The sequence below is a fragment of the Myceligenerans indicum genome, assembly GCF_016742955.1.
GTDB classification, from domain to species: domain Bacteria; phylum Actinomycetota; class Actinomycetes; order Actinomycetales; family Cellulomonadaceae; genus Myceligenerans; species Myceligenerans indicum.
Genome location: NZ_JABBYC010000094.1, coordinates 1 through 5,779 on the forward strand (window position 1 = coordinate 1; position 5,779 = coordinate 5,779).

Here is a 5,779-nt window from a genome sequence, read left to right on the forward strand (position 1 = left end):
AGATGTGTATAAGAGACAGGGGTGGGCACCGGCCGCCGTCGTACGCTCACGACATGACCGATCAGCACCACCGCGCCCTGTCCCCCGCGACCCTCGCCGTGCACGCCGGACGCCCGGCACCCGAGCAGGGTGGGGCGGTGAACCCGCCGATCCCGCTGAACAGCACCTACGTCTCCCAGGGCGAGGTCCCTCCGGGTGAGCTCGCGTACGCGCGGGCCGACACCGACGCCTGGCACGCGTTCGAGGAGGCCCTGGCCGCGCTGGAACGGGCGAGCGAGCCCGGGATCGTGTTCTCCTCCGGGATGGCCGCGATCGCGGCGGTCCTGTCCCTGGTGCCCGCGCGCCGGGCACCTCGCCCTGAGACACCGCGGGACGGGGCCGCCGCGGGCGGGGAACCCGGAGTGCTGGTGCTCCCCCGGCACGCCTACCAGACGACGAGCGGGTACGCGACGGACCTCGCGGACCGGTACGGCATCACCGTGCGGCGGGTCGACATCGCGGACACGGGCGCCGTGGTGAACGCGCTCGACGGGGCGGACCTGCTGCTGATCGAGTCCCCGACGAACCCGATGCTCGAGGTCGCCGACCTGCCTGCGCTCATCACGGCGGCGCGCGAGCGCGGCGTGCGCACGGCGGTGGACAACACGTTCGCCACGCCCCTCGGGCAGCGGCCGCTGACGCTCGGGGCGGACCTGGTGGTGCACTCGGCCTCCAAGTACCTCGCGGGACACTCCGACGTGATCCTGGGCGCGGTCCTGACCAGTGACGCCGGCCTCGCGGAACGGATCCGCGGCCACCGCACGATGCACGGCGCCATCGCCGGACCGTTCGAGGTGTGGCTGGCGCTGCGTGGCCTGCGCACCCTCCCGCTGCGGTTCGAGCGGGCCTGCGCGAACGCGGCCGAGCTCGCCCGGCGGCTGGCCGGGCACCCCGGCGTGGCGGAGGTGCGGCACCCGTCGCTCCCGGGCGATCCCGGACACGAGCGCGCGGCGGCGCAGATGGACTCCTACGGGGCGATTCTCGGCGTGCGCCCGGTGACGCGACCGGGCGCCACCCCCGCCGCCACGGCGGACGCCGTCGTCGCCCGCTGCGGGCTCTGGGTCCCGGCCACATCGCTCGGCGGGGTCGAGTCGCTGGTCGAGCGACGGAGGCGGTGGGCCACGGAGTCCCCGACCGTCCCCGAGGACCTGCTGCGCCTCAGCGTGGGGGTCGAGGACGTCGAGGATCTGTGGGATGACCTGGACATGGCGCTGCGGGCCGATACGCTCGGGGCATGACCCAGCGAAGGAGCTTCGTCGCCGCCCTCGTCCTGCCCGCTGTCGTGGCCCTGGTGGCTGCCGGGTGCACCGGAGGCGGCCAGGAGCCTGCCGATGCGTCGTCGCCCGCGTCGAGCGCTTCCGGCAGCGACACGGGCCTCCCGTCGTCGGCGGCGGGCGAGGACGACGGCACGGGTGACACCGGCGACGGCACCGGCCCGAGCGGGGACGAAACGGGCGGCAGCACCGGCGACGGCGCGGACGACGCCTCCGGCGGCGACACGGCCGCACCCACCGCCGCGGCGCCGTTCGCGGCCGACACCAGCCCCGACCACGCAGAGCCGACGGGCGTCGGCGACACGCTCCTGACGGTGACGGGTATCCGCACCGGGGTCCACGAGGGGTTCGATCGCGTCGTGTTCGACCTCGACGGCACCGGCTCCGGCACCCCCGGATGGGATGTCCGGTACGTCCCTGAGGCGATCGACGACGGAAGCGGTCACCACGTGGACGTCGCCGGGGACTCGATCCTCTCCGTCCGGATCTCCGGGACGGCGGCACCCACCGACTCCGGCGTCACCGAGGCGGACCGCACCCCGATCAGCCCCGCCGGGGCGGAAGCCGTCGAGGAGGTCGTGTACCGGTCGTGGTTCGAGGGCTACAGCTCGGCCTTCGTGGGCATCGACGGGGCCGAGCGACCGTTCCGTGTCTTCCTCCTGACCGACCCGGTGCGCGTGGTGCTGGACGTCCAGCACTGAGCAGCCCCGCACCACCGCCGAGGAACCGCGAGCCGCCCCGGCGGGAGCGGGCGGCGGACCGCAGGGACGGGAGTGTCAGGCGGGCGGGACCGTTCAGACGCTTTCCGACTTGAGCGGGCGGGACAGCAGGAGGACACCCAGCTCGTCGATCGGGAGCTTGCCGGAGATGACGCCGACGACGCCCTCGGTGATCGGCATGTCCACGCCGTGGGTGCGGGCGAGGTCGAGCACCGAGGCCGAGGACTTGACCCCTTCGGCCGTGCCACCGGTGGCCTCGATCGCCTCGTCCAGCGACAGCCCCTGCCCGAGGTGCTTGCCCAGCGTGTGGTTGCGGCTCAGCGGGGAGGCGCACGTCGCCACCAGGTCGCCCATGCCGGCCAGCCCGGAGAACGTCTCCGGCCTGGCGCCGAGCGCCAGGCCCAGGCGCGTGATCTCCACGAGGCCCCGGGTGATGAGGGTGGCGGTGGTGTTCCAGCCGAACCCGCGGCCCTGGGCCATGCCCACCGCCAGCGCGATCACGTTCTTCACCGCGCCGCACAGCTCCACGCCCACGACGTCGTCGTTGGTGTAGGGGCGGAAGTACGGGGCGGAGCAGGCATCGGCGACGAACCGGGCGGTGGCCTCGTCCGGCGCGGCCACGACGCTGGCCGCGACCTGACGCTCGGCGATCTCGCGCGCGAGGTTCGGGCCGGAGACGACGGCGACACGTCCCGCGGGGAGGTCGAGCGCCTCGGCGACGACCTCGCTCATCCGCTTGTCGGTGGCCAGCTCGACGCCCTTCATCAGGGAGACGACGACGGCGTCGGGCGCCAGCAGGTCCTTCATCGGCTCGAGCGTGGCGCGCGCCACCTGCGACGGGACGGCCGCCACGACGATGGCGGCGTCCCTCAGCGCCTCGGCCGCGTCGGTGGTGCCGTGCATCGGCGGCAGCTCGATACCGGGAAGCCGCTTGGGGTTCGCGTGGTCCTGCGCGACGGACCGAGCCACCTCGGGGTCCCGGCCCCACAGGACGACGTCGCAGCCGGCGTCGGCCAGCACCATCGCGAAGGCGGTGCCCCAGGCGCCGGAGCCCAGGACGGCGACGCGCGTCGGCTTGCCGCTCACGGGCGCTCCACCGGCGGGTACACCGTGCGCTTCGTCGCGTACTCGGGGTGCTTGCGCAGGTCGAAACGGGCCTTCGGGGGCTCCTCGCCGCGCACGTCGGCCAGGATCTCCGTGATCGCGTCCATCACGCGGCTGGTTGCCTCGTGCAGCACCGCGCTCTCCTGCGGCCGGTCGTAGAGGTCGGAGAGGTCGACGGGCTCGCCCACGGCCACGACGACCTTCTTGCGCGGGAACGGCTTCGGCAGCCGGCCGTAGCGGGCCAGCGTCTCGTGTGCCCCCCACTGCGCGATCGGGACGACGGGCAGACGCGAGGCGAGCGCGATCCGCGCCAGGCCGGTCTTGCCCTCCATGGGCCACAGGTCGGGGTCCCGCGTGAGCGTCCCCTCAGGGAGGATCGCCACGCACGCGCCGTCGCCGAGCTGCTTGCCGGCGTTGACGAGGGACTGCGCGGCGGCCTTGGTGCCGCGGTCCACCGGGATCATCTTCGTCGCCTTGAGGATGAAGCCGACCGGCGAGTCGAACAGGCCGCGCTTGGCGAGGATGCGCGGCTCGTACCCGCTGTCGAACAGGAAGTGGGCCAGTGACAGCGCATCGGCCTCGGTGACGTGGTTCGCTGCCGCGATGAAGCCGCCGCGCTTCGGCAGGTTCTCCTGCCCGCGCCAGTCGTAGCGCCAGATACTGAACAGGATGGGGCGGACGAAGGCCGCGACAGCGCGGTAGGCGGCGGAATCAGGTCGAGCGGTCGGCACGATGCCAAACTCTACTGCGTCATCCGGAAACACCGGGCGCAACCCCGCCCGGAACCGTCCGGCCGGAACCGTCAGGCCCGAACCGCCGCCCCGGAACCGCCGGGCCCGAACCGCCGCCCCCGGGAACCGGGCGCGGCCTCCGCAGCACCTGATCCCCGCGCCGGAGCCGCCCGGACAGGGTCCTGCCCCCCGAGGCCGCCGGGCAGGGTCCCGGCCCGGCGGCCTCGCGAGGCTCTCAGTCGCGGGAGACGTCCGCGCCCAGGGCGACCAGCTTGTCCTGGAAGTTCTCGTAGCCGCGGTCGATCAGGCGGATGCCGCGCACCGTCGACTGCCCCTTCGCCGCGAGCGCGGCGATCAGGTGGCTGAACCCTCCGCGCAGGTCCGGCACCTCGATGTCTGCCGCGGCGAGCGGCGTCGGGCCGGAGATCACGGCGGAGTGGTGGAAGTTGCGCGCGCCGAACCGGCACGCGCCGCCGCCCAGGCACTCCTTGTAGACCTGGATGGTGGCGCCCATCTTCCGCACCGCCTCGGTGAAGCCGAAGCGGTTCTCGTACACGGTCTCGTGCACGATCGACAGGCCCTTGGCCTGGGTGAGCGCGACGACGAGCGGCTGCTGCCAGTCCGTCATGAAGCCGGGGTGCACGTCGGTCTCGAGCACGATCGAGTTCAGGTCCCCGCCCGGGTGCCAGAACCGGATGGCGTCGTCCTGCACGTCGAACCTGCCGCCGACCTTCCGGAACGTGTTCAGGAAGGTCATCATCTCCGGCTGGGTGGCGCCCTTGACGGTGATGTCACCGCCGGTGGCGAGGGCTGCCGAGGCCCAGGACGCCGCCTCGATGCGGTCGGCCAGGGCCGTGTGGGTGTAGCCGTCGAGCCGGTCGACGCCCTCGATGCGGATCACGCGGTCGGTGTCCACGGAGATGATCGCGCCCATCTTCTGCAGGACGGCGATGAGGTCCATGATCTCGGGCTCGATGGCGGCGCCGGACAGCTCCGTCACGCCCTCCGCACGGACCGCCGTGAGCAGCAGCTGCTCGGTGGCGCCGACGCTCGGGTAGGGCAGCGAGATCTTGGTGCCCTGCAGGCGGCGGGGGGCGCGCAGGTGGATCCCGTTGGGCCGCTTGTCGACGACGGCGCCGAACTGGCGCAGTATGTCCAGGTGGTAGTCGATCGGCCGGTCGCCGATGCGGCAGCCACCCAGGTCGGGGATGAACGCCTCGCCGAGACGGTGCAGGAGCGGCCCGCAGAACAGGATCGGGATGCGGCTGGAGCCGGCGTGCGCGTCGATGTCGGCGACGTGCGCGGACTCGACGTTGGAGGGGTCGAGGTCGAGGATGCCCGCGTCGGGGTCGTACTTCACGGCCACGCCGTGCAGTTCGAGAAGCCCGGAGACCACCTTGACGTCACGGATCTGCGGCACGTTGCGCAGCACGCTCGGGGTCTCGCCGAGCAGCGAGGCGACCATGGACTTCGAGACGAAGTTCTTGGCGCCGCGCACCGTGATGGAACCGTTCAGCGGGTTCCCGCCGTTCACGTGGAGAAGGTCGTTCATGTCCTCGTCGTCGCCTTGTCGTCGATGGGCAGTCGATGGCCGGCCGTCCTGGAGCTCCGGCCGATGTCGCGGGACACGTGCCGCCCGGGCGTGCGCCCCGACGATCCTGCCCCGACGGGCACGAGCGTGCCAACACGCTCCGCGTCGAGAGTATTCACGTTCACTACACCTTCACCCGCCACGCACGGCGACGCATGTGGACACGCCGCGTCTTGTCCGGAACGCAACACATCCTGCGACACGCCCCGCCGAGCACGACACGAACGTCGTTATGGCTTTCCATAACGACGTTCGTGTCGTGCTCGGCACCGCGGGTGGGCGGCTGTCTCTTATACACATCTGACGCTGCCGACGATAAGG

At 72.5% G+C, this 5,779-nt stretch carries 6 protein-coding genes; 2 read left to right on the top strand and 4 right to left on the bottom strand.

Features of this window, described 5'->3' with window-relative positions; all coding sequences use genetic code 11:
• Window positions 1-53 precede the first annotated feature (53 nt).
• Window positions 54-1,277, top strand: a complete 1,224-nt coding sequence (locus tag HGK34_RS21675; protein ID WP_201851393.1) for a trans-sulfuration enzyme family protein — start codon at window positions 54-56, stop codon at window positions 1,275-1,277.
• Window positions 1,274-2,014, top strand: a complete 741-nt coding sequence (locus HGK34_RS21680; RefSeq protein ID WP_201851395.1) for an AMIN-like domain-containing (lipo)protein — start codon at window positions 1,274-1,276, stop codon at window positions 2,012-2,014. Before HGK34_RS21675 ends, HGK34_RS21680 begins: the two co-directional genes overlap by 4 nt.
• Before the next feature lie 93 nt (window positions 2,015-2,107).
• On the opposite strand, the gene HGK34_RS21685 is transcribed toward HGK34_RS21680, so the two are convergent.
• The 4 genes from HGK34_RS21685 to HGK34_RS21700 all read right to left on the bottom strand — a co-directional run bounded on the left by HGK34_RS21685 (window position 2,108) and on the right by HGK34_RS21700 (window position 5,577).
• The gene (locus HGK34_RS21685; RefSeq protein WP_201851397.1) at window positions 2,108-3,118 is read right to left on the bottom strand and encodes an NAD(P)H-dependent glycerol-3-phosphate dehydrogenase; all 1,011 of its coding nucleotides are present in this window, start codon (window positions 3,116-3,118) and stop codon (window positions 2,108-2,110) included.
• Window positions 3,115-3,867, bottom strand: a complete 753-nt coding sequence (locus HGK34_RS21690; protein ID WP_201851399.1) for a lysophospholipid acyltransferase family protein — start codon at window positions 3,865-3,867, stop codon at window positions 3,115-3,117. The genes HGK34_RS21685 and HGK34_RS21690 overlap by 4 nt, the downstream gene beginning before the upstream one ends.
• Before the next feature lie 235 nt (window positions 3,868-4,102).
• The gene (gene murA / locus HGK34_RS21695) at window positions 4,103-5,419 is read right to left on the bottom strand and encodes a UDP-N-acetylglucosamine 1-carboxyvinyltransferase (protein ID WP_201851401.1); all 1,317 of its coding nucleotides are present in this window, start codon (window positions 5,417-5,419) and stop codon (window positions 4,103-4,105) included.
• Entirely contained in the window at window positions 5,416-5,577 is a 162-nt protein-coding gene (locus HGK34_RS21700) for a hypothetical protein (protein ID WP_201851403.1), read from the bottom strand. Before HGK34_RS21700 ends, murA begins: the two co-directional genes overlap by 4 nt.
• Between the last annotated feature and the right edge of the window lie 202 nt (window positions 5,578-5,779).